At 41.4% G+C, this 23,921-nt stretch carries 22 protein-coding genes; 11 read left to right on the forward strand and 11 right to left on the reverse strand.

The window, feature by feature from the left end; all coding sequences use genetic code 11:
- Positions 1-316: 316 nt before the first annotated feature.
- Genes tyrS through EWU21_RS10705 form a run of 3 tightly spaced genes read right to left on the reverse strand, consistent with a single transcriptional unit; the run spans position 317 to position 3,300 of the window.
- Positions 317-1,609 (reverse strand): tyrosine--tRNA ligase, encoded by a 1,293-nt coding sequence (tyrS, locus tag EWU21_RS10695; RefSeq protein ID WP_130896961.1) that lies wholly within the window; start codon positions 1,607-1,609, stop codon positions 317-319.
- A gap of 24 nt (positions 1,610-1,633) precedes the next feature.
- Positions 1,634-2,839, reverse strand: coding sequence for an S-adenosylmethionine:tRNA ribosyltransferase-isomerase (locus tag EWU21_RS10700; RefSeq protein ID WP_236633219.1), 1,206 nt, complete (start codon positions 2,837-2,839; stop codon positions 1,634-1,636).
- Entirely contained in the window at positions 2,836-3,300 is a 465-nt protein-coding gene (locus tag EWU21_RS10705; protein WP_130896962.1) for a hypothetical protein, read from the reverse strand. Before EWU21_RS10705 ends, EWU21_RS10700 begins: the two co-directional genes overlap by 4 nt.
- 133 nt (positions 3,301-3,433) lie before the next feature.
- Here EWU21_RS10705 and EWU21_RS10710 point away from each other — a divergent pair, with 133 nt between their 5' ends.
- Together EWU21_RS10710 and EWU21_RS10715 are read left to right on the forward strand one after the other, a co-directional pair.
- On the forward strand, positions 3,434-3,985 hold the full coding sequence (locus EWU21_RS10710) for a cob(I)yrinic acid a,c-diamide adenosyltransferase (protein WP_130896963.1): 552 nt from the start codon (positions 3,434-3,436) through the stop codon (positions 3,983-3,985).
- A 12-nt stretch (positions 3,986-3,997) separates the two neighbouring features.
- On the forward strand, positions 3,998-5,050 hold the full coding sequence (locus EWU21_RS10715) for a branched-chain amino acid aminotransferase (RefSeq protein ID WP_130896964.1): 1,053 nt from the start codon (positions 3,998-4,000) through the stop codon (positions 5,048-5,050).
- Here EWU21_RS10715 and EWU21_RS10720 read toward each other — a convergent pair.
- The 4 genes from EWU21_RS10720 to EWU21_RS10735 all read right to left on the reverse strand — a co-directional run bounded on the left by EWU21_RS10720 (position 5,047) and on the right by EWU21_RS10735 (position 9,672).
- Positions 5,047-5,604 carry a hypothetical protein gene (locus tag EWU21_RS10720; protein WP_130896965.1) on the reverse strand — a complete coding sequence of 186 codons (558 nt, stop codon included), beginning with the start codon at positions 5,602-5,604 and terminating at the stop codon, positions 5,047-5,049. The genes EWU21_RS10715 and EWU21_RS10720 overlap by 4 nt on opposite strands.
- A gap of 185 nt (positions 5,605-5,789) precedes the next feature.
- Complete coding sequence (locus EWU21_RS10725; RefSeq protein WP_130896966.1) at positions 5,790-7,178, reverse strand: BamA/TamA family outer membrane protein; 1,389 nt, start codon at positions 7,176-7,178, stop codon at positions 5,790-5,792.
- Between the two features lie 17 nt (positions 7,179-7,195).
- Entirely contained in the window at positions 7,196-8,863 is a 1,668-nt protein-coding gene (locus EWU21_RS10730; protein ID WP_130896967.1) for an AMP-binding protein, read from the reverse strand.
- A gap of 20 nt (positions 8,864-8,883) precedes the next feature.
- A complete protein-coding gene (locus tag EWU21_RS10735; protein WP_130896968.1) occupies positions 8,884-9,672 on the reverse strand; it encodes a biotin--[acetyl-CoA-carboxylase] ligase in 789 nt (262 codons plus the stop codon).
- 93 nt (positions 9,673-9,765) lie between these two features.
- Between EWU21_RS10735 and rsfS the strand changes: the two genes are divergently transcribed.
- From rsfS to EWU21_RS10775, 8 genes are all read left to right on the forward strand, one after another.
- The gene (gene rsfS / locus EWU21_RS10740) at positions 9,766-10,152 is read left to right on the forward strand and encodes a ribosome silencing factor (protein WP_130896969.1); all 387 of its coding nucleotides are present in this window, start codon (positions 9,766-9,768) and stop codon (positions 10,150-10,152) included.
- Between the two features lie 67 nt (positions 10,153-10,219).
- The gene (ftsH, locus tag EWU21_RS10745) at positions 10,220-12,397 is read left to right on the forward strand and encodes an ATP-dependent zinc metalloprotease FtsH (RefSeq protein ID WP_130896970.1); all 2,178 of its coding nucleotides are present in this window, start codon (positions 10,220-10,222) and stop codon (positions 12,395-12,397) included.
- 38 nt (positions 12,398-12,435) lie between these two features.
- Positions 12,436-13,239: a UDP-2,3-diacylglucosamine diphosphatase gene (locus EWU21_RS10750; RefSeq protein ID WP_130896971.1), complete on the forward strand. Its 804-nt coding sequence runs from the start codon at positions 12,436-12,438 to the stop codon at positions 13,237-13,239.
- Positions 13,193-14,680: a glycoside hydrolase family 32 protein gene (locus EWU21_RS10755; RefSeq protein ID WP_161566507.1), complete on the forward strand. Its 1,488-nt coding sequence runs from the start codon at positions 13,193-13,195 to the stop codon at positions 14,678-14,680. The genes EWU21_RS10750 and EWU21_RS10755 overlap by 47 nt, the downstream gene beginning before the upstream one ends.
- 46 nt (positions 14,681-14,726) lie before the next feature.
- Positions 14,727-15,704 carry an acyl-ACP desaturase gene (locus EWU21_RS10760; protein ID WP_236633220.1) on the forward strand — a complete coding sequence of 326 codons (978 nt, stop codon included), beginning with the start codon at positions 14,727-14,729 and terminating at the stop codon, positions 15,702-15,704.
- A gap of 6 nt (positions 15,705-15,710) precedes the next feature.
- Complete coding sequence (locus tag EWU21_RS10765; RefSeq protein WP_236633221.1) at positions 15,711-16,244, forward strand: TrmH family RNA methyltransferase; 534 nt, start codon at positions 15,711-15,713, stop codon at positions 16,242-16,244.
- Positions 16,245-16,332: 88 nt separating this feature from the next.
- On the forward strand, positions 16,333-17,226 hold the full coding sequence (locus tag EWU21_RS10770; protein WP_130896973.1) for an ABC transporter ATP-binding protein: 894 nt from the start codon (positions 16,333-16,335) through the stop codon (positions 17,224-17,226).
- A 3-nt stretch (positions 17,227-17,229) separates the two neighbouring features.
- Positions 17,230-18,540 carry an ABC transporter permease gene (locus tag EWU21_RS10775; RefSeq protein WP_130896974.1) on the forward strand — a complete coding sequence of 437 codons (1,311 nt, stop codon included), beginning with the start codon at positions 17,230-17,232 and terminating at the stop codon, positions 18,538-18,540.
- Here EWU21_RS10775 and EWU21_RS10780 read toward each other — a convergent pair whose 3' ends face one another.
- Positions 18,541-18,879, reverse strand: a complete 339-nt coding sequence (locus EWU21_RS10780; RefSeq protein WP_130896975.1) for a Spx/MgsR family RNA polymerase-binding regulatory protein — start codon at positions 18,877-18,879, stop codon at positions 18,541-18,543. It lies immediately after the preceding gene.
- A 57-nt stretch (positions 18,880-18,936) separates the two neighbouring features.
- Here EWU21_RS10780 and fumC point away from each other — a divergent pair, with 57 nt between their 5' ends.
- Positions 18,937-20,340, forward strand: coding sequence for a class II fumarate hydratase (gene fumC, locus EWU21_RS10785; RefSeq protein ID WP_130896976.1), 1,404 nt, complete (start codon positions 18,937-18,939; stop codon positions 20,338-20,340).
- A 90-nt stretch (positions 20,341-20,430) separates the two neighbouring features.
- Here the strand turns inward: fumC and EWU21_RS10790 are convergent, their stop codons facing one another.
- The 3 genes from EWU21_RS10790 to EWU21_RS10800 all read right to left on the reverse strand — a co-directional run bounded on the left by EWU21_RS10790 (position 20,431) and on the right by EWU21_RS10800 (position 23,900).
- Complete coding sequence (locus tag EWU21_RS10790; protein ID WP_130896977.1) at positions 20,431-20,766, reverse strand: hypothetical protein; 336 nt, start codon at positions 20,764-20,766, stop codon at positions 20,431-20,433.
- 24 nt (positions 20,767-20,790) lie between these two features.
- Positions 20,791-21,138 (reverse strand): ArsR/SmtB family transcription factor, encoded by a 348-nt coding sequence (locus EWU21_RS10795; protein WP_130896978.1) that lies wholly within the window; start codon positions 21,136-21,138, stop codon positions 20,791-20,793.
- Positions 21,139-21,443: 305 nt separating this feature from the next.
- Complete coding sequence (locus tag EWU21_RS10800; RefSeq protein ID WP_130896979.1) at positions 21,444-23,900, reverse strand: bifunctional UDP-N-acetylmuramoyl-tripeptide:D-alanyl-D-alanine ligase/alanine racemase; 2,457 nt, start codon at positions 23,898-23,900, stop codon at positions 21,444-21,446.
- Between the last annotated feature and the right edge of the window lie 21 nt (positions 23,901-23,921).

The raw sequence follows: 23,921 nt of genomic DNA on the forward strand, positions 1-23,921 counted from the left end.
ATGTTTGACTGCTCTTATTTTAATAAGAAAATTGTCATTATCCTTGTCTTGAATGCTACTATTTCGACACTGTGATTTAAACACAGTATCTCTTCTTTATTTCTATCAACACGTCAAAGAACTCTTGTACCTCGATATAAACCAAACAAAGCAACCCGCTCTGTCGTGAACTTAATCACCTGATCTACTCTCAGTCTAGATCTAGAAACCTTTTGTTCCTAGCGATTGGGAGTGCAAAGATGTAGGATTATTTTATATTCTACAAACCTGCACTCTAATTTTTTTATTTTTTTTTGTGTAGGGTATGAAACCTAGACTATTTGAAGGATAAAATATAATTTTTCTGCTTTCCATTTCCAATTAAAAGGAAAGAGCCTTTGATTTTGTCGAAATGAAGGGGCGAAGTAGGGTCTGTAATTTTTACTTTATTGACGCTGATGGCATTTCCTTGGATGGCTTTTCTAGCTTCACCTTTGGAAGAACAAATGAGATTTTCTGTTCCTACGCTGATGAGGTCGGTGAGGTTTTGGCATTCAGCTAATAAAGTGGCTGAAACTTCATAGACTGGTAATTGTGCAATTAAGGCATCTGAGGCATTGCTTAGTAATTCGACCGCGTCTTTAGAGAAGAGTAGGGCAGAAGCTTCAATGACAAGCGCACATATGTCTGCACCATGAACTCGCGTAGTTACTTCTTCTGCAACGGCCTTTTGCAAAATACGCAAGTGGGGTGCTTCTGCGTGGGCACGCTCCATTTCTTCGATTTGGTCCTTCGTATATAAAGTGAATACGCGGATCAGGCGTGGGACGTCTGCATCAGCGGCATTTAACCAAAACTGATAGAAAGCGAATGGAGATGTTTTAGTAGCATCTAGCCAAACATTACCCGATTCGGACTTGCCAAACTTAGTTCCATCTGCTTTTGTTACTAAAGGAGTCGTTAATGCGAAAGCAGCACGCTCCGTCGCATCTTCATCATGTCCTTCTTTACGACGAATGATTTCTGTACCTGTGGTAATATTACCCCACTGATCAGAACCACCCATTTGAAGGCGTACATTTTTGTGCTTATATAAATGGTAAAAATCGTAACCTTGTAATAATTGATAAGAGAACTCTGTGAAAGAAATACCGGTTTCAAGGCGCTTCTTTACCGAATCTTTGGACATCATATAATTAACGGTTAAGAATTTGCCAGCCTCACGCAGGAAACCTAGGAAGCTGAATTCTTTAAACCAATCGTAATTATTAACCACCTCAGCAGAATTAGCTCCAGAATGGAATTCCAAGAATTTCTCCAGCTGGGCTTGAATACCTACTTGATTTTCGCGTAACGTATCTTCTGAAAGAAAATCGCGTTCGGCGGATTTCCCTGAAGGATCACCAATCATTCCGGTGGCTCCACCTACTAAGGCTATAGGCTTATGACCTGACAATTGAAAATGCTTTAAGAGCATAATCGCCGCTAAATTTCCAATGTGAAGACTCGGTGCAGTAGGGTCGAAACCGATATAGGCTACCGTCATTTCTTTGGCAAGCTGATCCTCTAAACCTGGAATCATATCGTGTAACATCCCTCTCCAACGTAATTCTTCTATGAAATTTGTCATAATGTATTCTTTTTTGCAAAAGTACTAAATATCCTTCTTTTTAAATAATAGAGACGAATCGCCATAACTAAGGAAGCGGTAATCGTTTGCCAAAGCCGTGTCGTAGACCCGCCTCCAATCATCCCCAATCAAGGCGGCGATTAACACTAATAGCGTAGATTTAGGCTGGTGGAAATTCGTCACGATGCCATCACAGAAATGCAAGGTGTAGCCTGGCATAATCAGAATCTCCGTTTCTGCGACCCATTGATGTATATTGTTAGCCTCCAAATAACGAATAATGGCCTCTAAGGAGTCCTTTATACGAATGGTCGAACGCAATTCGTAAGCAAATTCTTTAGGGATAACGAGAACTCCGTTCTCTAGAGGCCTTTTTTCAAGAAGCCAAACCCCACTCCAGTACAAGCTTTCTAAGGCGCGCAATGCCGTTGTTCCAACTGGAATAAACGGTCCCTGATGAGCCAAAAGTGTTTTTATTAATTCTGGTGTAAAAACCAACTGCTCCCGATGCATGGGGTGTTTACTAACATCATCATCCTTGACCGGTAAGAAAGTGCCAGCACCCACGTGCAAGGTGAGGTAAGTTTTAGGGATATGACGTCGATCTAAATCGGCTAAAACCTCCTCAGAGAAATGCAAGCTAGCAGTAGGAGCCGCCACTGCTCCTAATTTATCCGAGAATAAGGTCTGGTAGCGATCACTATCACTTAGTTCCGTATCCCGTTCCATATAAGGAGGAAGCGGGATTTTGCCTATTTCTTCTAAAATTTCGGCAAAGGGCTGATCAGTAGTCCAACAAATACGAATGTGATTTTCTTCCCTATTCACCCACGAAAAGGACAATGCCCCTCTTGTTAAGACATCCTGCTCTTTCCAGCGCTTTTTGTTCCCCACTAGGCATTCCCACACGATTTCTCCCTTGCTTTCCATCAATTGCTCGGTAGGAGCCGAATTCGAAATAGGGTGTAATAGAAATAGTTCAATCGCCACGCCGTTTTCCTTGAATAAAGGAATGCGGGCTGGAATGACTTTGGTATTATTAAAAATTAATAAAGCATTCTCCGGTAGATAATCGGCAAGATTTCGAAAGGAATGGTGTTGGATTTGTCCTTCCTCGTAAATCAAAAGCTTTGAATCGTGGCGATTAGCTAGAGGAAATTGAGCGATTTTCGATTCAGGTAAGGGGTAATCAAAGGCCTGAATGGGAATATTCGGCATTTGAATACTCATAGTTCCTCTTCGAATTTAGGGCTAGCAAAAAGTCGGACAGGTAAATAGATTAACCATACTAATAAGAAAACGATTCCTAGCATAGGAATGTAGCTATAATCGGTTTGGTAGGTTCTTTCATCGTTCAGCATTAAAAGCGCCCTCATTACTAAAATGAGATACGTATTAATGAGCGCTGGAAAGAAATGAAGCCAGTTAATGAACGTGTTTTTAACGGTAGCGTTTCCTTTTTCAGCAAAAACAGGTAGGATTAGTCCCCATTTTTCAGTTGGAATTTTATCGATTGCCTTGATCAACAATAGGGTTAGAACGTTCAACAAGGTAATGATTCCGGCCACTAAATAGAAAACCTCCTCTTTAGGTAGAAATCCATCGCCACGTCCCGTTTCTCCAAAATGCACCGCCGTAGGGTCAGGAAGCCCTCGGTATATAAATAATAGAGAGATTCCGAATGCCACCATGGACAAAATTCGCCAAACTCGAGATGCAAAATGGTCTATCGACATAGTTGAATAAAATGTCTGCAAAATTAGTTTTGAAAATCATACCGACCTAATCTTTATTTCTATTATTTTTGTAGATAACCCCAATAGAATGGCAATTTATACGAAGAACGGTGATGGAGGATTTACCCGCTTAGCGGATGGAAAAGGATTGTCTAAATCAGATGTTCGAATGGACGCGATTGGGGATATCGATGAATTAAATTGCCATATTGGTGCGTTGGTTTGTCAGATAGAAGCTCCGCTGGCTGAAAAATTACAATCTATCCAGTCTAGTTTATTCGTGTTAGGCGCTCACGTCGCGAGTGATTCGAAAGAATACCTAGGCAACATGAAGTTGATTTCCTTGCATGACATTGTAGCAATCGAGGAAATGATTGATGAAATAGATGGTAAAATAGCGCCGATGCGTTTCTTTATTTTACCAGGAGGACATCCCACCATCGCTGCGGCTCAAATTACCCGTACTGTTTGTAGGCGTGCTGAACGTAGTTTAATTCGTTGGGTGCAAGTAGAAGAAAAAGAAGATTATGCGACTGCGATCGCTTATTTGAATAGATTATCCGATTACTTATTTATGATGTGCCGTTATTTGCACCATTCGTTGGGTATCCCTGAGATACCTTGGAATTCCGGCAAGTAGAAACAAAAACTTATGCAAATTACCATTCAAAAAACGCCTACATCTCGCTTGAGCGAGGTTGATTTTGACAATTTGGCTTTTGGCCGCAGTTTCGCTGATCACATGCTCGTCGCTGAATATGCGGATGGAGCCTGGAAATCCGTCCAAATCCAGCCTTATGGACCCTTATCCTATCAACCTGCGATGATGTCGATCCACTATGGTCAGGCCATTTTTGAAGGAATGAAGGCCTATCGCTCTAAGAAAGGAGAAGTTTTAGTATTTCGTCCTGAGGAGAATATGAAGCGTTTCAATAAATCTGCGCTTCGTATGTGTATGCCGGAGGTGCCTGAAGAGATTTTCTTGGGAGGTTTGAAGCAATTGATACAATTAGACAATGCTTGGGTGCCAGAAAAAGAGGGTTGCTCTTTGTATATCCGTCCGTTTATGTTTGCGACAGACGAATACGTGGGTGTTTCTCCTTCGACAACTTATAAATTTATCATTTTCCTTTGTCCTGTGGGATCGTATTATTCAAAGCCTTTACGCGTTCGTGTGGAGACGGAATATATCCGTGCTGCGAAAGGTGGGGTAGGTTTTGCAAAGAATGCAGGTAACTATGGTGGTTCCTTATATCCTACCATAGAAGCGAATAAAGCAGGTTACGATCAGATTATTTGGACGGATGCGGCGACTCACCAATATGTGGAGGAAGCGGGTACAATGAACTTGATGTTTATTATTAACGGAGCCTTAGTGACTGCGCCTACGGGGGACACGATCTTAGATGGTGTAACACGTAAGTCGGTGATTCAGATTGCCAAAGATTGGGGTGTGGAAGTACAAGAGCGACTTTTATCCGTGAAGGAATTAGTGGAAGGGATCAGTTCGGGAGCGGTAACGGAAGCTTTCGGAGCAGGTACGGCAGCCGTAATTGCGCCCATTCAAACGATTGGTTTCGAAGGAAAGGATTACGAATTACCTCCTCGTAAAGAATCTGACTTCTCTGCCAAAGTATTTACGGAGATCAGCCAAATTCGTTTAGGCGAAATCGCTGATACGCGAGGATGGATATATAAAATTTAATGAACGGCTTTAAAGCTAAGTTTAATACCCGGATCCTTCAGAGTACTTACATTCTCTAATTCGATTCGGGTATTTTTGTTTTTAGTCCAAAGGATTTGCTTTCCCTTTACTTCAGATGGACCAAATTTAGCATCTAAATAGCCTTTCCATTGTTCAATTAGAGGTTGTACATCTGCGCTTGATTCGACAAAAATATCAAAGTCGATTTCTTGTAATTCATTCTGATCGTTAGGAATGTAGGTAATATCACTAAAATTCAAATCAGTGTCATCGAAATACAAGGTGTAGGATTGGCCTTTTTCTGGTTGTGATTCCGCAAGGGCTAACGTATCTTTCAGACTAGACATTGCTTGTCCCCAAGTAGCATTTCGAATAATTTGTTGGGGACTTAAGCTCAGTTTTTGTACCCATTCTCCGCTATCATTCCAGGCAGCAGTGACAGATTCCTGCTGGGCACTTTCCTTATTCTCGTTCTTCTTCTCTTGATTACAAGAGGTGACAAAAATAAATAAGGCGAATAAAGGAACGATTAGTTTATTTAACGGGTTTTCCATAGTAGTGAAAATCGAGCAAAGGTTTTTTATTTGCCAAAAATAAATGAATTTCGCCATTGATAATAAAAAATGTTATTTTTGGAAAAATTATGATGTAAAAGACTTCGAGTCTTCCCAGATATACAAGATTATTAGTGGTTAGGTATTTTTAAAATGAGCCGGTCTTTGATCGGCTTTTTTTTTGGCTAAAATTCTCTGCCAATACTGACCACTAAGCCTGATTTACCACTATTCACGACGGGGACACCTAATTTGCAGACAAAATTATAGTAGGTGACGATGTCAAACCCAAGGCCCATACCGTAAATCCAGCGATTCGAGAAGCGACTTGATGTTAACTCCGGGTTTGCTTGGTATACATAGGCAAAATCGAAAAATACGGTAGGATAGATGGAGAGAGGAACCTGGTTAAATTGTTTGTAGGGGATGATTCGAAGCGGTATGATTTTGTTGAATAATTGGTATTTGAACGTGTTTTTTGATAATAGATAATTAGTCCCATCAATCACGTTTAACTCATAGCCTCTTACATTGTCATTTCCATAACCAAGGGCTAGAATGTTTGCATAAGGGATATTTTTATTCTCCTGAGTTACTTTAGCTTTCCACTGAGAAGTGATAAAAAAGTTAGAGCCTAAGTCGAAAAAATAGGCAACAGAGGCTCTCAGATCCCAATAATTCAAGGCGTCTTGGGCTAAAATTCCATAAAAATTATAGGCAAAATCGATCTTTTTGCCTCTCAATGGGTAGGGAGCGTAATCTCTGAAATCGTAAGAATAGGCGTACGTTAACTGTAAAAAGTTTTGTTCGTTGGATCCTTTGTAATAATAATTAGGGTTTAATTGTCTTATCGTATCTGCGACTACTGAATGGCTGTAACGAATTTCAGCGAAATGAAAATCATAGAACTTGAGTCTTTTTCGAAGGCTCAAAGCCCCGCTCCAACGTTCACGTAAGATTTTATTACTACTCAACGTATTGAGCGTATCATTAACCGTTCGAAAGGCTAAATTTTTGTTCGTGATATAGGTGAGAGAGGCGCCTAAACCCAGTGTTTTTTTAGGGTCAATATAGGGGTTCGAGTAGCCTAATTCGAGACGTTGTGTAAATCCTGTCTCTGCTTTGAGACTAAGTTTTTCATTTCGCCCCATAAAGTTGTTATGAATCAAATGGGCGCCATAGATCGTGCGCTCCATGGAATGCCCTCGGGACCACCAGTCGTTTAAGTTTCGGTCCGCTAATTGGAAAACGGGGTAGCCTAATAAATACCACTGTTCTAGGAATTCATAGGTAATGATAATGTGTTGTGGTTTGTTTTGGTGATAATCGCCCTTAACCCAAATGAATAAATTCGTATTCGTTAATTTACGGCGGTTGAACTCAAGCCTTGAGTCGATTTCTGCTACTTGAAGCGTATCTCCTGAGTTTAAGTCTAACTCCCTGCGAAGTATATTGTCTCTGGTTTTTTCATTTCCTTTGAAAATGACACTATCTACGATGACATACTGTGCCTGAGCTGCTTCTTGTATAAAAAAGCAGGCAAAAAGTACGAGGTATAGGCGGAAATAGTTCACCTCGCAAGGTAAAAATTTTAATCCATTAGTTCATAAACAATTGTCTCAGGATGAGCGTACCAAGCCTCGAAATGAGCTTGGTATTTTTTCTCTATCGAGGGACGTTTTATCTTCATTGTAGGCGTAAGGCATTCATTTTCGATATTCCAATCCTCTTTCACTACGACGATTTTTTTCAAATGTTCATAATTTTTTAATAGTGGATTTACTTCTTGACGTAATTCGGTAAATGCCTTGTGCAATTCTCCTTGATCTTTTGACTTTCCTAGAGCACTTAACACGACTAAACCAATCGGTTGAGGCAAATTAACTCCTACCACACACACTTGTTCGATGAATTCGTGTGTATTTAGCTTGTTCTCAATAGGCGCAGGAGCCACATAATGACCTTTGGCCGTTTTGAAATTATCCTTCACACGGCCTATGATAGAAATAAAGCCTTCCGGATCTAATTTGCCTTGGTCTCCCGTTTTCAGCCAGCCATCCTCCGTAAATAATTCTTGCGTTAATACGGGCTCTTTAAAATAACCAGTAGAATTGTAGGGGGCACGCATTTGGATTTCTTGCGTAGTTGGATCGATGCGAGTTTCGCAATCCGGGTGAATTCTGCCTACATAGCCTAGTTTTATTTGGTCACGAGGCATGACAGCGTTAAGGCCCATATTTTCAGTCATGCCATAGGCTTCCTGAATATATATCCCCAGTTTTTGAAACCAAATCAGTAGTTCAGTCGTAATGGGAGCTGCGCCACTTACGGCTAATTTCGTTTGATCTAATCCGAGACCTTTTTGAATCTTTTTCTGTATCAACCTGTTGATTAAGGGTATACCTAGGAGTAGATTTAGTTTCTTTTGGCCGCCTATTTTTTGTAAAATGCCCTCCTGAAATTTTGCCCAAATTCGTGGTACCGCCAAGAAATGGGTCGGTCGAGCGCCGGCAAGGTTTTTTGAAAAGGTTTCTAGGTTTTCAACAAAATAGATCGTGCCGCCTGCAGCAGTTGCCGCAAATTCGACAAAATTTCGTTCGGCAATATGGCAAAGGGGAAGGTAGGATATAAAGCGAGTCTCCGGCATATCCAATAAGGCAATTCCACGCGCCATATTGATTCCCGCTTCGATACCGCCGTAGGTGATCATAACACCCTTAGGCATACCTGTGGTGCCTGAGGTATACACGATGGTGGCGATGTCCTCCGGTTTTGGCTGCGGAAGTGTTTGAATTTCTTTCGTCAGGTGTAAAAGTTCCGACCACTGAATTCCCGTTTTTTCCGAACTTTCAGGCGTGTGTAGAAGTAAAATATGGTCCGGTATCCCGTCTTTGATTTGGTTCCAATGATCTAATTTGCCCACGATCAAAATTTGGCATTCGGAATGCACTAACACTTGATGTAACTGATCCTTCGTTAAGGTGGCATAAAAGGGTACTGAAATTCCTCCTGCAGCGGCAATAGCTAGGTCTGCCATCATCCAATGAGCAGAATTCTTCGAGAGAATACCCACATTTTTTAGGCCATCCTTAAGGTTATTTTGAATGAACTGAGCAATTCGTTTTACCTCAGATGCTGCAGCGGAATAGCTGTAGTCAATGTATTGGTCGCCAATTGGTTGGCGTAAATAGATTCGGTTAGGTTGTTGCTTAGCCCAATGAAGAAAGTTCTCCAAATTGCTTTGGTAATGGGAGATCATACAAGGTGTTTAGAGGTCAATTAGGCAGTGAAAATAAAACTAATTTCCTTTAAATCATAGGACTCTACCGTGAATTCTTTTTCAATTTCTAATAATCCTTGCTCGTTTACGCCAATAATTTTACCTTCAAATTGTCCGTTTGATGTCTCATAAAGGGCCCATTGTGATCGTCTAAACAAACGTTCGTGGTAGATTTCGTCAAGGGTAGGAAATGCTTCACGCGTAAATAAGTCGTACGATTCTTCAATACCTTGCGAAATGTATGAATAGATTTCAGTCAGGGGGATTTCCTGTTCTAGTTGTAGATAGGAGCGAAGGGAAGTACCCCGGATATTTTCAAATTGTCTTTGATTGATATTAAGGCCAATTCCAATGATGGAAAAGCTCCATTGACCGGCTTGAAAATTATTCTCAATTAATATGCCGCCCATTTTGACTCCATCCAAGTAAATGTCGTTCGGCCATTTGATTTCGAAGTTAAAACTTTCACCTTGTGTGGCTCGGGACCAAGCCTCTAATCCAGCTAAAATTCCATTCGCTACTGCTTTGCTCAAGTAAAATTGTTTGTCCAATAAGCGGTGTGGTGGACGTAATAAAATGGAAAGAGTTAGATTTTGATGAGGTTGGGCATTCCAAGTGTTCCCTCTTTGGCCTCTCCCTGCCGTTTGATGTCCTGCAATCCAGGCAAATCCCTCCGGTAAATCTCCCTGTAAGGCCTCTGAGAAAGCCAAAGAATTAGTCGATGGACAAATGTCTAGATATTTACTGTTTTTGCCAACGAAGCGGGTAGGGGCGTGGTAATTGTTCAATTATTATTTGTAATTTTAGGGTTACAAGAACAAATTTAGATTTTTATTCGTTATTGGTTTCTTGTTACACAAATTAATACAGAAAAAACATTTATGAGTAAAACTCTTAAGAAAGCCGCAAAGCAAGTCGATGCGTCTGAGGAAATAGTGAGCTGGGTGGTAAAAGGCATGCAGGATAAAAAAGCACAAGAAATTACGGTGCTAGATTTACGTAAAGTAGATAACGCTTTTACGGACTTTTTTGTGATTTGTTCAGGTACTTCAGATACCCAAATCGATGCAATTGCTGATTCAGTGGATAAGGAAGTGTGGGAATCAGGAAAAATTCATGTACATGCAGTTGAAGGTAAAGCAAATCGGGAATGGATTTTGATGGATTATTACGATGTCATCGTACACGTATTTTTGAAAGAAAAACGTTCCTTCTTTAAACTAGAGGAGCTGTGGGGAGACGCTAAATTTACGGTCATCCCAGATTAATATTATTTTAGATTTATAGAACCTTTGCACCTAACAAGGTGTTTAATGCCCAACAATAAAAATCAAAATGGCGAAACAAGGGAACAATTTTAAAAATGCAAAGCGCTCTGGCTTACAACCAAGAATGCCTAAAAAGCCAGTAGGAGGATTCCAAAGCTGGATGGTCGTAGGTCTAGTCATTGCCGTGATCAGTCTATTTTTCTTTTCAAAGGAAACGACGTTGCAACCCATTACCATCAAGCAATTTGAATCTATGTTGATTCAAAAAGAGGTAGAAAAAGTGGTCATTGTGAACGATAAAATTGTCGAGGTTAGTCTAAAACCGACTTTTATCCCAAAGTATTTCAAGAAAAATACGACGCAGAAATTAGTTCCTGCGGCTCAGGTGCCTCACTTTGAATTTGAGATTAATTCGAAGGAAAGCTTTGAGCGATTCTTAGAAGATCGCCAAAAAGCCTTCCCTCGGAATGAGCAAATCATGGCCTCTCCAGAGACTAGAACGGGTCCTTTGGACTGGTTAGGAACCTGGGGTTTCTTTATTTTAATGGGTCTTAGTTTCTATTTCTTATTCTTTAGAATGGGTGGAGGAGCTGGCGGCGGTGGCCAAATTTTCAACATCGGTCGCTCCCGGGCTACGTTAATTGAAGGAGAATCTAAAGTGAAGATTACGTTCAATGACGTTGCTGGTTTAGATGAAGCAAAAGAAGAGATTCAAGAGATTGTTGAGTTCTTAAAATTCCCTAAAAAGTTCACTGATTTAGGGGGTAAAATTCCGAAGGGAGCCTTATTAGTAGGCCCTCCAGGTACGGGTAAAACCTTGCTAGCGAAAGCAGTGGCAGGGGAAGCTGGCGTTCCATTCTTCTCTCTATCTGGTTCTGATTTTGTAGAGATGTTTGTGGGTGTAGGGGCAGCTCGTGTGCGTGATTTGTTTAAGCAAGCAAAGGAAAAAGCGCCTTGCATCATCTTCATTGATGAGATTGATGCGGTAGGTCGCTCCCGTGGTCGTGGCTCTATGCCCGGTGGCAATGATGAGCGCGAAAATACCTTGAACTCTCTTTTAGTCGAGATGGATGGATTTGCAACAGATTCAGGAATCATCATTATGGCGGCTACAAACCGTCCAGATGTATTGGATCCAGCCTTATTGCGTCCAGGTCGTTTTGATCGTCAAATCTCGATCGACAAGCCCGATATCATCGGTCGTGAGGCAATTTTTAAGGTACACTTGAAGCCGTTGAAATTAGCGGCTGATACAGACCCTAAAGAATTAGCGGCCCAGACTCCCGGTTTTGCAGGTGCTGAGATTGCCAATGTGTGTAACGAGGCGGCTTTAATTGCGGCTCGTCGTTCAAAGACAGCGGTGGATATGAATGACTTCCAAGAGGCGATGGATCGCGTGATTGGTGGTTTAGAGAAGAAAAACAAGTTAATCTCTCCAGAAGAGAAGAAAATAGTTGCGTTCCACGAAGCAGGTCATGCGATTGCAGGTTGGTTCTTAGAACACGCAAACCCACTAGTGAAAGTTTCCATCGTACCACGTGGTGTTGCTGCGTTAGGTTACGCACAATACTTGCCTAAGGAGCAGTTTTTGTACCGTACAGAGCAATTGATGGATGAGATGTGTGTGACTTTAGGCGGGCGTGCAGCAGAGGAAATTGTCTTTGGCAAGATTTCTACGGGTGCACAAAATGACTTAGAGCGTATTACGAAATTAGCCTATTCGATGGTGACCATTTATGGCATGAACGAAAAATTAGGCAATATCTCTTATTACGATTCGAAAGGATCGGAGTATCAATTTAACAAGCCTTATTCAGAGACCACTGCGCGTGAAATTGATGAAGAGGTTCGTAAAATCATTAAAGAGGCTTACGACCGCACGAAGAAATTGTTAAAATCGAAGCAAGATAAATTGACCATTTTAGCTGAGCAATTATTGCAGAAAGAGGTTTTATTCCAAAGTGATTTAGAAGCCCTAGTAGGTCCTCGTCCATTCGAACAATTGACTTCCTACCAAGAGTTTATTAAAGGTGAGACCGAGAAAAAACGCAAGGTGGCGAAAGATGAGCGTGATTTAGCAGAGGAGAAAAAAAATGCTCCGAAGAAAGCTCCTGCTACGAAAAAAGCGGTGGCAGAGGTAAAGGTGCCCGCTAAAAAGGCACCAGCTAAAAAGCCAGCAGCTGCTAAAGACGTGGCCGCAAAGCCGAGAGCAAGAAAACCTAAATCAACAGGTACTAATAGTTAATTAATTGGGGCGCCTAACAATCGCCCCATTTTTTTGATATGATTCACATTAATCTGACATCCGGGAAAAAAGTATATTTCGCCTCTGATTTTCATTTAGGTTTTCCGGATGAAAAGACATCTAGAGAGCGGGAGAAAGCCTTGGTTTCTTGGTTAGATCAGGTGCAGTCAGATGCCCAGGATTTATTTCTGTTGGGTGATTTATTTGATTTTTGGTTTGAATATAAAACAGCAGTTCCGCGTGGTTTTGTTCGCTTTCTAGGTAAGCTCTCAGCTATAGCTGACCAAGGAATTACCCTTCATATTTTTGTGGGTAACCATGATTTGTGGATGTGGGATTATCTGGAGAAGGAATTAGGGGCTAAGATCTACCGAGAACCTCGTGATGTAAAGATCAGCTCTTCGAAAGCTTCTTTTCAGTTGCATGTTGGTCACGGAGATGGCTTAGGCCCAGGAGACACGGGATACAAGATTTTGAAGAACGTATTCACAAATCGAATAGCGCAATGGCTTTTTGGATTCTTGCATCCAAATGTTGGGATTAGTCTGGCTAATTTTTGGTCATCTACTCGTAAGGAAAGTACGATGACGAAAGGCGAGCAAGCTTTTGATCCAAACACGGATTACATTTTATCCTATGTGCGCGAGACGGCTGCATCGAATACATCGATAGAGGCCTTTGTTTTTGGTCATAGACATCATCCCATTGCTCTTCCGCTGCCTTCGGGGGCGACTTATTACAATCTAGGGGATTGGTTTAATCCTCAATTTAAAAATGCTTATTATCTCCAAATTGATGAAAATAAAATCAACTTTATTCATTTTAACGCTTCTAGCGTTTAATACGTTAGCACAACAATCGACTGAACAATGGCGTCCTGCCATTCATTTTAGCCCTAAGAAAAATTGGACCAATGACCCGAATGGGTTGATCTGTATCAACGGGAATTACCACCTGTTTTTCCAGCATAACCCACAAGGTAACGAATGGGGAAACATGAGTTGGGGACATGCAAAAAGTAAGGATTTATTGCACTGGGAGGAATTGCCGTTAGCCATTCCACATGGCAAAGAATATATCTTCTCCGGCTGTGTGGTCTATGATAAAGACCATGTTTCGGGTTTAGGTGATCCGTCAAAACCTTTATTGATTGCCATTTATACGGCAGATTATCCGAATACGTTGCAAGAACAGCATTTGGCCTTTTCGAACGATGAAGGTTTAACTTGGACGAAATATGCCCAAAACCCTGTGTTAAGCATCAATCTAAAGGATTTTAGAGACCCGAATATCATCTACCATGCGCCATCAAAGCAGTTTGTGATGACGGTAGTTAAACCTTGGGAATATACAGCTCAGTTTTACGGATCGAAAGATTTGATTCACTGGAGTTTGTTGAGCGAATTCGGTCCGCAAGGTGATGTGGACATGATCTGGGAATGCCCTTCTTTGCTAGAATTACCGGTGGAAAATTCGAAAGAGAAAAAGTGGGTCTTAGCTTTATCTAGCCAAGGTCCCTACAAGAAAGCGGTGGGCATGCAGTATTTTGTAGGGGATTTTGATGGTAAAACTTTTACAAACGATGCACCTAAAGAGCAGGTAAACTATGTGGATTATGGTCGAGATTTTTATGCGGCGATTCCATTTTATAATACGGCGAATACAGAAACGTTTTGGTTAGGTTGGATGTTAAGTTGGTCCTATGCTAAAGAACAGCCGACCTTCCCTTGGAAAGGACAAATGTCCTTAGCTAGAACACTTTCATTAGTGCGTACATCACAAGGATTGAAATTAAAGCAGGTGTTGAAGCCTGATTTGACGAAGATGAAACCTAGTTTTGAAGCGAAAAATTTGGTCCTTAAAGGCAGTAAGACCTTATCAGGAATGAAATTTCTTCAAAGTAAGACCTATGTCATAGAGCTAAAAGTAGATGCTGCCAATGCGAAACAATGGGGCATAGAACTAGGGGACGAGGCAAAGCAGAATCCAGAATTGACCCGTATAGGTTTCGATGAGAAGAGTCAAGATTGGTTCATCGATCGACGATTGAGCGGCGAAATTCCAGCCCCAGGTTTTGATGTAATACAATCAGCTCCCTTCCTGGCTGGGGAGGATAAAGTAATGCAACTCGTAGTGGATCGTTCTACCATCGAATTGTTAGCTCAAGACGGGTTAGTGGCTATCAGCTCTTTGCGTTTTCCTAAGAAAAAAGAAACAGTTCGTTTAGTGTCTTTGGGAGGTGAACTCCGGATAAAGGAATTACGTATTTGGGAGGTTAAATAGGGATTTTTTACTATCTTCGAATGCTAAAATTTTAACCAAGAAACGAATGTCGCAATTTCACACACGCTTAGAGGTCATGACTGAATTGGCCAAAAACATGGACTCCTATGTGAAGGACTATTTAGTCCCGATCGAGACCAATTGGCAGCCAGCAGACATGTTGCCAGATTCCACGAAGGATTCTTTCTTTTCGGATGTGAAAGCTCTGCAAGAAGCAGCGAATGAATTGCCTTATGATTATTGGGCTGTTTTAGTAGGTGATACCATTACGGAAGAAGCTTTGCCTACCTATGAATCTTGGTTGTTAGCGATGGATACTGTTAATCAGGTAGACCAAAACGATGGCTGGACGCGGTGGATTCGCAACTGGACCGCTGAAGAAAACCGTCATGGAAATTTATTAGGCACGTATCTTTATTTATCTGGAAAGGTGGATATGAAAGCGGTAGCCGTTTCCACTCAATACTTAATTGCAGATGGATTTGATATCGGAACTTCCGCGGATCCGTATCGCAATTTTGTGTATACTTCGTTTCAAGAATTAGCAACCAACATTTCTCACCGTCGCACAGCTTCTTTAGCCAAGCAACACGGCAACTCTCTTTTATCTCGTATGTGTGCGCAAATCGCCGCAGATGAGTTACGTCACCACAAGGCATACCGTGCTTTCGTTTCGGAAATCTTTACACTAGATCCGAATGAAATGATGCTTGCCTTTGCGGATATGATGAAAAAGAAGATTGTGATGCCCGCTCATTTCTTGCGGGAGATCAATGGTGCGAAGAGCTCTTTATTCGAACATTTCTCAGATGCGGCTCAGCGTTTAGGCGTGTATACGACGAACGATTATGTGACCATCATGAGGGGTTTAATCAGTGACTGGAATATTGAAAATATGACCGGTCTGAATGAATCAGCTGAGAAGGCGCGTGATTACGTAGCCAATTTGCCAGCCCGTTTAGAAAAATTAGCAGATCGAGTTAAGGTGCCAGAATTAGCGTATCCTTTCTCTTGGATTGCCTAAACTAGTATGTCTAAGAAATTGTCAATGGATGAGCTGAATAGGCTCGACGTATCCACTTATAAAAGCACGGAAAAGTTCCCTTATGTGATCGTTTTAGATGACATAAGGAGTATGAATAACATTGGCTCTGCCTTTCGGACAGGAGATGCCTTTAAGTGTGCTGCCATTCATTTGTGCGGAATCACAGCACAACCCCCACATCGGGAGATTTCAAAAACAGCCTTGGGAGCAGATGAATCAGTGGACTGGGTCTATTTTGAGAATGGTGCTTCTAGTCGCCAGGCTTTGCGCGCAGCGGGATACCAAATCGTTTGTGTAGAACAGGTGCAGGGTTCTGTTTCGTTAGAAAAATTCGAGCCAGCAAAAGATCAAAAATATGCTTTTGTGTTCGGAAACGAGGTTTTTGGGGTAAATGATGAATGGATTCAAGAGGCTGACTTTAGCTTAGAAATCCCTCAGTTTGGTACGAAACATTCCTTAAATGTATCGGTGAGTATGGGGGTCGTTATTTGGGATTTTGTATCCAAAATCATCGCTTAATTTCACTTATCCTGTTTATTTTGCGTTCATCCTTTTGCCGGGATTTGAACGCTTTTTTTGTTTAAATTCGTCTAGTTAATTTTACTCTATGATCTTATCAATTCAACAGGTGGTGAAACGCTATGCGGATCACACAGCCCTAGCCGGTGTCAGTTTGGAAATTCCAAAGGGCCAAATATTTGGTCTTTTAGGGCCCAATGGAGCCGGCAAAACCTCACTCATACGCATCATTAATCAGATTACTGCACCAGACGAGGGACACGTATTGTTTGATGGCGAACTTTTGCAGCCTAAACATGTGGAGCAAATCGGTTATCTGCCCGAAGAGCGCGGTTTATATAAGAAAATGAAGGTAGGTGATCAGCTGATGTATTTAGCGCAATTAAAAGGTCTTTCTAAGGCTGAGGCGCAGAGTAGATTGAAGGATTGGTTCATTCGGTTGGATATAAAGGATTGGTGGTACAAGCCTGTGGATAATTTGTCCAAAGGTATGCAGCAAAAGACCCAGTTCATTGCGACGGTCGTGCACGAGCCGAAATTGTTGATTCTAGACGAACCCTTTTCGGGTTTTGATCCCATTAATGCGAATATGCTGAAAGATGAGATTTTGGCCTTAAAGGAACGTGGTACAACTATTTTGTTCTCGACGCATCGCATGGAATCTGTGGAGGAATTATGTGATAGTATTGCGCTGATTAATCATTCTCAAGTCGTTTTAACGGGCGAAAAAGAGGAGGTCAGGAACCGCTTTAAGCAGCACGCATTCGAGGTGAGTTATTCAGGAGAATTAGAGGAATCAAAGGCTTTTGATATTATATCCATTACACCTGAAAAGAATAAGGCCGTTATTAAGTTAACGGAGCCTAATCAAACAAATAAAGCTATTGCAGCTTTGATCAAGCAGGTCGATTTGTTTGAATTCAAAGAGGTGATTCCCTCGTTTAATGACATTTTTATTCAAGTAGTAGCCGAAACGAAATAAGCGATGAACAAGATATTATTAGTGATTCAGCGGGAGTATTTGACCCGCATTCAAAAGAAATCCTTCTGGGTTGCCTCTTTGTTAGGGCCCATTTTAATTACGGCAATTTATGCAGTTCCCATTTGGTTAGCGACGCAAGATAAAGAGGTGAAGCGAATCGAAATTTTAGACGAGAGTGGTTTGTTTCAAATGAGTGACTTAGTAGACAAGGAAGTCGAATTCAAGCTCGTGAAAAAGCCTGTTTCTGATTTGAAGAGTTCTTTTACCAAAGAGGGGTATGCCGCTTTTGTTCATTTACCTAAGGATCTTTTGACCCATTCAAAAGATATTAAGATTTATTCAGAGAAGAATTTAAGTCTACCGTTGAAGTCTTCGATCGAGCGTGTTATTGAGAAAAAGGTACGCGCCATTTTAATGAAGGACGCTGGTATAGCGTCTGAGGTGTATGAAAAGACCCAAATAGAAGTAAGTAGCGAGACTATTACTGTTTCAGAGAAAGGGGATGAAACAAGCTCTTCCTCTGGAGGTGCGATGATTTTAGCGGGAGTGATGGGTATGTTGCTTTACGTGACCTTATTATTATACGGATCTCAGGTGATGAATGGGGTGATTGAGGAGAAAAGTAGTCGGATAATTGAGGTAATCATATCCTCCATAAAGCCTTATCAGCTAATGTTAGGGAAGATTTTAGGTGTAGGGATGGTAGGTTTGACACAGTTTTTATTGTGGATTGTATTAACTATTGGTTTATCCCAAGTGGCCTCGAAATTCTATAGTGCTAACCCAATGCAACAGAAGGTGGAACAAATCAAAAAAGGAGACCCTGAAGTGGCGAAGAAAATAGAGGATGCTTCGCCGATGGCCGAGGTAACGAAGGTGATCGAAAGCACCAATATTCCACTCATGGTAGGCGGATTTTTGTTCTATTTCTTGTTCGGTTATTTACTTTACAGTTCGTTATTTGCGGCCATTGGAAGCGCGGTTGAAAGTGCTGCAGAGGCCCAGCAATTCACTTTTATTGTCATGCTTCCCATAATTCTTGCTTTCATTATGGCGCAGTTTACCTTGCAAGATCCAGATAGCCCGATGGCATTTTGGGCCTCTATGATTCCCTTTACATCACCTATTAATATGATGGTGCGCTTACCTTATGGTGTTCCGATGTGGGAATTAGCCACCTCTATGATCTTGTTAGTGGTAGGTTTCTTAGGTTGCAGCTGGATTTCAGCCCGTATTTACCGGGTGGGAATCTTAATGTACGGGAAGAAAATCACCGTAAAAGAGATGGCCAAATGGCTCTTTTATAAAGGATAATTAAGTAGTTAGCCAAGTATCTAATTCTTCGGGTTTGAACCCAGCAAAACATCTGTCATTCAAGACGAAAATCGGTCGCTTGATGGCAGATGTTTTTTCTTGTAAAAAGGTAAATACATTCAGATTTGTCTTTTCTGCGTCACTTAATTGACGATAGGTGCTTCCCTGCTTGTTTAACACTGTTTCTTCGCCTAATTGCTCGATGAAATAGCGCAATTGGGAAGCTTCGATGCCACTTTTCTTGTAATTGTGGAAGGCAAAGGGAATCCCTTTTTCGTTTAAATAGTCAAACGCTTTTTTCATCGTATTGCAGGCAGGAATTCCGTAAATTATAAGCATCTTATTGATTTTGGTGGTATTTTTGTGGACTAAGACAAATTTAATACAAAACATCGTATGGAGTATAGAATTGAAAAAGATACTATGGGTAAGGTGCAAGTGCCTGCTCACGTTTATTGGGGTGCTCAAACGCAACGTTCGATTGAGAATTTCCCGATTGCTCAGGATATTAATAAAATGCCAAAGGAGATCATTAGAGCCTTTGCATACCTAAAGAAAGCGGCGGCCATCACGAACTTCGAGGCTGGCGTCTTAGACGAGGCTAAGAAGAACTTAATTGGTCAAGTTTGTGACGAAATCCTAGGTGGACAATGGGCAGACCAGTTCCCTTTAGTGGTTTGGCAAACAGGTTCAGGTACTCAATCCAATATGAATTGCAATGAGGTGATCGCTTACCGCGCTCACGTTTTACAAGGTGGAAATTTGCTTGATGAGCAAAAATTTGTACACCCGAATGACGATGTTAATAAGTCTCAATCGTCGAATGATACGTTCCCTACGGCGATGCACATCGCTGCCTATCAATCTCTAGTGGAGGTAACGATTCCAGGTATTACGAAGTTGAGAGATACCTTGGCTGCCAAAGCAAAGGCCTTTAAAAACGTGGTTAAAATTGGTCGTACGCACTTTATGGATGCGACTCCTTTAACTTTAGGTCAAGAGTTTTCTGGTTATGTATCCCAGTTAGATCACGGTTTACGTGCCATCAACAATAGCCTTGCACACCTTTCTGAGCTTGCCTTGGGGGGTACAGCGGTAGGAACGGGTATTAATACGCCTAAAGGCTATTCAGAAAACGTAGCGAAGCACATTGCTACATTGACAGGATTGCCTTTTGTCACAGCGGAGAACAAGTTTGAGGCCTTAGCCGCACACGATGCAATTGTAGAGGCTCACGGAGCTTTAAAGACGGTTGCAGTGAGTTTAATGAAGATTGGTAACGATGTTCGTATGCTTTCATCTGGTCCTCGTTCGGGTATTGGTGAGATTTATATTCCTGATAACGAGCCTGGTTCTTCTATTATGCCTGGTAAGGTGAATCCAACGCAATGCGAGGCGATGACGATGGTTGCGGCGCAGGTGATGGGTAATGACGTAGCCATTGGAATTGGTGGTTCAAATGGCCATTTCGAGCTGAACGTTTTTAAACCAGTGATGATTTATAATTTCTTACATTCAGCTCGTTTAATTGGCGATGTGTGTGTCGCATTTAATGATAAATGTGCGGTAGGTATCGAACCGCTACACGATAACATTAAGAAGCACGTGAATAACTCTTTGATGTTAGTAACTGCCCTAAATACGAAGATCGGATACTATAAAGCAGCGGAGATTGCGCAAACTGCTCATAAAAATGGCTCTACACTTAAGGAAACAGCGATTTCATTAGGTTATTTAACTGCCGAAGAGTTTGATGCTTGGGTAAAGCCTGAGAATATGGTAGGCGAGATCAATCTATAAGGAGAGAAAAAATACGCGATTCTCGTCGCGAATGCATAAAAAAGGCCTATACATTACGTATGGGCCTTTTTTGTTGAATAGGATAGGGGTTTAAGCCATTTCTCTCAATTCGAGACTATAAAACTCGTTAGGGAAGGGGAAACTCGCTGCGATTTCTTCGGCCACTTCTAAGCCTGGCAAAATCAGCGTGACGATCTGAGAAATTTCTCCTCCATCAATTTGTTGGATCAGTCGGCTGTCTAATTTTCCGCTCTGATTTAGCGCCTGTAATTCACCTGAAAATTTTTGGAAAAGCATGTCCGAATAAGTCGATTTTAAGCCCTTTAACCAGGTGCGAATTTGGTCTAATTCTGCCTCCGATGCTAAGCTAGATTCGCTGGAAATTCCGGCTACTGGACCTCGAATGATGAACACAAATCGCTTCATTATAAATTGTATTATTTTTATATTTTAGAATTCAGACTGAAATTTATCGAAAGGGTTTTCTTTCGGAATTTTAGGTACTTGATTCGATTTTTCTTTCGGTGCGGCCTTTGCTTTCGGTAGGAAAGGGGAGAGCCATTCGTCTAATTGACGCAGCGCATCCTTCTCTAAAGAGTAGTAAATAAAGACTCCATTTCTGCGTGTACTGACTAAGCCTGCATCTTTTAAAACAGATAAATGCCTGGAGATAGTAGGGGCGGCGTACTCAAATTGATCAAATATAGCGGTAGCAGGAAGTTCTCCTTCCTTTAATAGTTCGATGATTTTCCTTCTGGACTCATCCCCTAAAGCTTTTGCTATGTTCTCTACAGCCATGCTATTATTTGATATTTAGCTAAGTTAATATATAGAATGGATATCTCCAAATCAGGTTATTGATAAGCTATTTAGCAGCCGCACTAAATAGTTAGCCGAATAAACAATTAGTAATTAGCGATATTGTAAAGTAGTAATAGTGTGCATAGCAATATAGCTAATTAATAAGATTAGAGATTATAGAGTAGAGATAAGAGATGGTGAATGGAGGATGGTAGATGATGGATGGTGGATGGTGAATGGGCGCACTCCTTCGGACTCTTTCCCTCCGGACTGTCTACTGGATACTGATTACTGTCTACTGCCTACTGTGTCACATAAACCCTCTTCACACGTTCACTGATATTTGTCATCAGTTCGTAAGGGATAGTTTCTGCTTGTTTCGCTAATTCGTATAATTGTATTTTCCCTCCAAAGGCTATGGCGGTATCTTCGACTGAAATGTCGGGGAATTGGCTAATATCGACCATGCACATGTCCATGCAAATGGAGCCAACGGTGGGGCATAAATGACCCTTTATTTCGAAGCTTCCTTTGCCCATTCCCAGGGCTCTAGAATAGCCATCCGCATAGCCAATGGCCAGGGTAGCAATGCGTCCAGAACCGGCTAATTTACCACGTCTTCCGTAGCCAATTGTCTCTTCTGGGGCGATGTTTTTGATCTGAGAAATAGACGTTTTTAAGGTTAATACGTTCTCGATCTTGTTTTTTACGTTTGGATTACCCGTAATTCCATACAAACTGATGCCCAAGCGGACCATATCTAGTCGTGCTGAGGGGTAACTTTGGATGGCAGCGGAGTTTGCAATATGTTTGATTGTTTGATAACCGAGGCTTGATTCGATTTTGGATGCTGCCGAATTGAATCTTTTTATTTGTTCTTCTGTAAAATCTGTGTGTTGTGGGCTATCTGCTGCCGCTAAATGGCTTAAGATGCTGGCCACCCATAAATGGGGCATTTGAGCTAAATTTTGGCTTAATTCAGCGATTTCAGATGCTTCAAAGCCAAGGCGTTTCATCCCTGTATCTAATTTGATATGGATTTTGATGTTTTTGCCTTGTTGCATTCCATATTCGTCGATGGCTTTGAGTAGGTCTAAGCTATAGATTTCGGGTTCTAATCCATTATCGGTTAGCTTATCGAATTCTTCTATTTGCGGATTCATCACCATAATAGGTACGAAAATGCCGTGTTTACGTAAGTAAACGCCTTCGTCTGTGTAAGCTACGGTGAGGTAATCTACGCCGCTGTTTTGGAGTAAGGTGGCAATTTCGATGGCGCCGGTGCCGTAGGCAAAGGCTTTGACCATCACCATTAATTTAGTTTTTGGTCCGATGTCCTTTTTAAAATAAGCTAGATTATGCTGTAAGGCATCCAGGTTCACCTCTAATTGCGTTCGATGGGTCTTATTTTCTAAGTTATGAACGAGTTTTTCGAAGTTGTATTTACGCGCGCCTTTTAGTAAAATTTGGCTCGTGTTGATGGTATTAAGTAGTCCAGAAGCAATAAGGTCTTCTGTACTGTGAAATACATCTATTTGATCAAAATTGGTTTTATTGCGGATTATTTGGTCACCTATTCCGATCATTCGATCAATTTTTTGGTGACGAACTAAGGCCGCAATGGTGGTATATAATTCCTTTTCAGGGATGCCTGTTTCGAGGAAATCACTGAGGATTAAGACACTTTTCTTGTGTTTGTTTTTCTTTAAGAGAGGTAAAGCGAGGCGAAGTCCATCCAGGTCATTGTTATAGGAATCATCAATTAAGGTATTTCCACGCAAGCCTTCTTTCATTTCTAAGCGCATTGATACGGGTTTTAATACCCGTGCTTTTAGGCTTAATGTATCGCGATTGAGGCCTAAAATAGAGGCCATAATGAGGCAATGGGTGCTGTTTTCGAGTGATGCTTCATCGTTAAAGTCGATGGAACTATCGATGAAGGTTTCGCTTTGAGCGGCTTTGATCACTTTGATTTGGGCTGTTTTACCTTTTGTTTGCCAAAAAGTGAACAAACCTTTATCTGGGCTAATCGTATTCCATCCAATCAATTCACACGAAGGATTAATTTCCTGCATTATTTGCTTGATGGGATCATCTTGCAGATTGGTGACACGATAGACGAGTTTTTTCGCTCTTTTAAAGAGTTGCAGTTTTTCTCTTAGCTTCTCTTCATCTGAGCTGAAATTAGAGCCGTGTGCCTCACCAAAATGCGTAAAAATACCATAGTCCGGCTTCAGCATCGCTTCGATTTTGTCCATTTCCCCTTTTTGAGAAATACCCGCTTCGAAAATGCCCAAGTTGTGCTTCTCCTGCATCGCCCAGAGGGAGAGGGGAACACCAATTTGGGAATTAAAACTCTTAGGACTTTTAACTACAGTAAACGCATGATTGCAAAGTGTCGCCAGCCATTCTTTGCAAATGGTTTTACCATTTGAACCCGTTATGCCGATGACAGGATATTGAAATTGGGCCCGGTGTTGCTGGGCTATTTCTTGCAAGGTAGCGATGCTGTTTTCAACGACATAAATGTTCGTTTGCTCCCAGTTAGCAGCCTTTTCTGCGATTGGGCCGTGCCATGCAGATTCTTCGACAATAAATTCCCGAACGCCTTTAGCATACAGCGATTCTACATATTGATGCCCATCGTGGTGTAGCCCGTTTACTGCAAAAAAGGCAGTTTTAGAAGGCTCATAAATCTGGCGACTATCTAAACTCAAGAAGCTGGCACGCAGATGGGCAGGGTTTTTATGCTGAATCATGAAAAGGCAAGGGTCAAAGTA

This window comes from Aquirufa antheringensis (assembly GCF_004307425.1).
Taxonomy (GTDB): Bacteria; Bacteroidota; Bacteroidia; order Cytophagales; family Spirosomataceae; genus Aquirufa; species Aquirufa antheringensis.

What these genes read in the sequence shown, in the direction of transcription:
- tyrS (WP_130896961.1), bottom strand. Translation starts at nt 1,609, where the DNA reads ATGACAAATTTCATAGAAGAATTACGTTGGAGAGGGATGTTACACGAT.
- EWU21_RS10700 (WP_236633219.1), bottom strand. Translation starts at nt 2,839, where the DNA reads ATGAGTATTCAAATGCCGAATATTCCCATTCAGGCCTTTGATTACCCC.
- EWU21_RS10705 (WP_130896962.1), bottom strand. Translation starts at nt 3,300, where the DNA reads ATGGTGGCATTCGGAATCTCTCTATTATTTATATACCGAGGGCTTCCT.
- EWU21_RS10710 (WP_130896963.1), top strand. Translation starts at nt 3,434, where the DNA reads ATGGCAATTTATACGAAGAACGGTGATGGAGGATTTACCCGCTTAGCG.
- EWU21_RS10715 (WP_130896964.1), top strand. Translation starts at nt 3,998, where the DNA reads ATGCAAATTACCATTCAAAAAACGCCTACATCTCGCTTGAGCGAGGTT.
- EWU21_RS10720 (WP_130896965.1), bottom strand. Translation starts at nt 5,604, where the DNA reads ATGGAAAACCCGTTAAATAAACTAATCGTTCCTTTATTCGCCTTATTT.
- EWU21_RS10730 (WP_130896967.1), bottom strand. Translation starts at nt 8,863, where the DNA reads ATGATCTCCCATTACCAAAGCAATTTGGAGAACTTTCTTCATTGGGCT.
- rsfS (WP_130896969.1), top strand. Translation starts at nt 9,766, where the DNA reads ATGAGTAAAACTCTTAAGAAAGCCGCAAAGCAAGTCGATGCGTCTGAG.
- ftsH (WP_130896970.1), top strand. Translation starts at nt 10,220, where the DNA reads ATGGCGAAACAAGGGAACAATTTTAAAAATGCAAAGCGCTCTGGCTTA.
- EWU21_RS10750 (WP_130896971.1), top strand. Translation starts at nt 12,436, where the DNA reads ATGATTCACATTAATCTGACATCCGGGAAAAAAGTATATTTCGCCTCT.
- EWU21_RS10755 (WP_161566507.1), top strand. Translation starts at nt 13,193, where the DNA reads ATGAAAATAAAATCAACTTTATTCATTTTAACGCTTCTAGCGTTTAAT.
- EWU21_RS10760 (WP_236633220.1), top strand. Translation starts at nt 14,727, where the DNA reads ATGTCGCAATTTCACACACGCTTAGAGGTCATGACTGAATTGGCCAAA.
- EWU21_RS10765 (WP_236633221.1), top strand. Translation starts at nt 15,711, where the DNA reads ATGTCTAAGAAATTGTCAATGGATGAGCTGAATAGGCTCGACGTATCC.
- EWU21_RS10770 (WP_130896973.1), top strand. Translation starts at nt 16,333, where the DNA reads ATGATCTTATCAATTCAACAGGTGGTGAAACGCTATGCGGATCACACA.
- EWU21_RS10775 (WP_130896974.1), top strand. Translation starts at nt 17,230, where the DNA reads ATGAACAAGATATTATTAGTGATTCAGCGGGAGTATTTGACCCGCATT.
- EWU21_RS10780 (WP_130896975.1), bottom strand. Translation starts at nt 18,879, where the DNA reads ATGCTTATAATTTACGGAATTCCTGCCTGCAATACGATGAAAAAAGCG.
- fumC (WP_130896976.1), top strand. Translation starts at nt 18,937, where the DNA reads ATGGAGTATAGAATTGAAAAAGATACTATGGGTAAGGTGCAAGTGCCT.
- EWU21_RS10790 (WP_130896977.1), bottom strand. Translation starts at nt 20,766, where the DNA reads ATGAAGCGATTTGTGTTCATCATTCGAGGTCCAGTAGCCGGAATTTCC.
- EWU21_RS10795 (WP_130896978.1), bottom strand. Translation starts at nt 21,138, where the DNA reads ATGGCTGTAGAGAACATAGCAAAAGCTTTAGGGGATGAGTCCAGAAGG.
- EWU21_RS10800 (WP_130896979.1), bottom strand. Translation starts at nt 23,900, where the DNA reads ATGATTCAGCATAAAAACCCTGCCCATCTGCGTGCCAGCTTCTTGAGT.